Below are 1,951 nucleotides of genomic sequence, written 5' to 3'. Positions count from 1 at the left end.
TCTGTGTGCCTTCTGGTAAGGTGTCTTGCAACGCCTGAAGCCTGGATTTAACGCCTTGCACAACTTCACGGGAATTGGCGCCACGCAGCCCGATCACCAGGCCCTGCACTGCTTCTGCTCCACCATCCGCCGTAACTGCGCCGTAGCGCTCCATACTCCCCGTGGTGATATGTGCCACTTCGGCTAGCGGAATGCGATCACCCTCAGCGTTTACGACATAGGTATTGCTGATGTCTTCAAAGCCGTTAATCGCACCTTCTACGCGAACCAGAATGACTTCCTCTCCCTGATCAATCCGTCCAGCACCATCATTTTTGTTGTTGGCGCTGAGTGCGTCGGCGATATCCTGCAAGTTAACGCCCATTGCCCTCATGGCTTCACGAAGAGGTTTGACTTCATAGGTGCGAACAAAGCCGCCGAGCGAGTTCACATCAGCAACCCCAGGCACGTTACGCAGCGCCGGACGAATGGTCCAGTCCAGCAGGAAGCGCTTTTCCTCCAGGGTCATGGATGGATTGTCGATGGTGAACATAAACATGTCGCCCAGTGGTGTGCTCATCGGCGCTAGTCCACCGCTGATGCCGCCGGGTAGATTGTCCCAGACATTGCTGAGTCGTTCGGTGACCTGTTGGCGAGCCCAGTAGATGTCGGTACCGTCCTCAAAATCCAATGTGATGGAGGTCAGTGCGTACTTGGAGATGGAGCGCAGCATGGTTTGGAACGGGATGCCCAGCAATTCCACTTCAACAGGTTGCGTAATAAGCGATTCTACTTCTTCCGGGGTCATTCCCGGCGCCTTGATGATGATCTTTACTTGTGTCGGCGAAATATCGGGGAAGGCATCAATAGGTATATTGAGCAGTGCTCGACCACCAAAACCAATCAACAATATTGACAGCAATAAGACCAGCAGACGCTGGCTGAGGGACCATTGAATCAGTGAAGACAGCATTACTCAGTCCCACCCAATCCGAGTTGAATACCCTTGAGAACAGCCGTGCCCTGAATGGCGATCTCCTCGCCAACCGCAATGCCTTCGGAGGCCAGATAGTCATCCCCGATAGATTGCAGTTCCAGAGCACGTGCTTCAATCCCTGCGGCCGTTCGCACATAAATTATCGTCTCACCGCCAGTATGCACGACCGCACGGTCAGGGATGAGCACACCCTTACCGACCGGTGGCAGCACAATAGATAAGACCTGCCCCGTGGTGAAGGAAGTATCGGCGTTAAACTCCGCCAGCAACTTAATTGTCTGATTACTGCTGTCGATGACCAGATCCTTCTGGCGCAAGGTCAACGTCTCGCCACTGTTAGCAATACTCAGCTGATGGCCAATCTCCAATGCGTCTGCTGCTTTGGCAGGAATATGAGTGCTGGCCCAACGGCGAGTGCCTGCATTCAGCCTAGCGATGATTTGCCCAGCCTCTACATAGCTGCCGATGTTATACATGCGCTGTGACAGGACGCCATCCTCCTGCGCAACCAAATAGAATTCTCCCAGGCCTGATCCATGCTTTCGCAGCACCTCGAGTTTTGCTGTATCGAAACCGCCTTGTGCCAGATGTGATCGCGCAGTGCGTTCAGCGAACACCGCCTGTTGTTTTAGCAGACGGGTTTTTGTCAGACGCTGTTTCGAGATAACGCCCTCAGTGTATAGAGACTCGTCTTTGCGCAGTTCGAAGTCGGCTCCTTCCAGAGCAGAGACGGCATCGATCCAGGTGTTTTGCAGTGGCAAGATGGAAGGGCTACTGAAAGTGGCGAGAATAGTGCCCGCACTTGCACTCTGTCCGGGTATAAGAGCCCATGAAACCAGTGTACCTGCCCAGGGCGTTGTCACACTTGCGGCGCTGTCTGGTGAGTTGACGACTGTCGCGGCATATCGTGCGCCGGTGCTTGTGTCTACTGGGATAGCCGGAGCAAAGACAATCCCCATCCTGGTTACATCTTCG

At 54.1% G+C, this 1,951-nt stretch carries 2 protein-coding genes; both read right to left on the bottom strand.

Annotation, left to right across the window (positions count from 1 at the left end):
* On the bottom strand, positions 1-952 hold a 952-nt coding region (locus B3O33_RS07025; RefSeq protein ID WP_292363278.1), incomplete at its 3' end, for an efflux RND transporter permease subunit.
* Positions 952-1,951, bottom strand: a 1,000-nt coding sequence (locus B3O33_RS07020) for an efflux RND transporter periplasmic adaptor subunit (protein WP_292363277.1), incomplete at its 5' end; no start/stop codon positions are given. The genes B3O33_RS07020 and B3O33_RS07025, both read right to left, overlap by 1 nt.

The organism is Methylophaga sp. UBA1464 (genome assembly GCF_002325665.1).
Classification (GTDB): Bacteria; Pseudomonadota; Gammaproteobacteria; order Nitrosococcales; family Methylophagaceae; genus Methylophaga.
The sequence above is the reverse complement of the archived record's forward strand: the minus strand, read 5'-3'. Positions and strand labels throughout refer to the sequence as shown.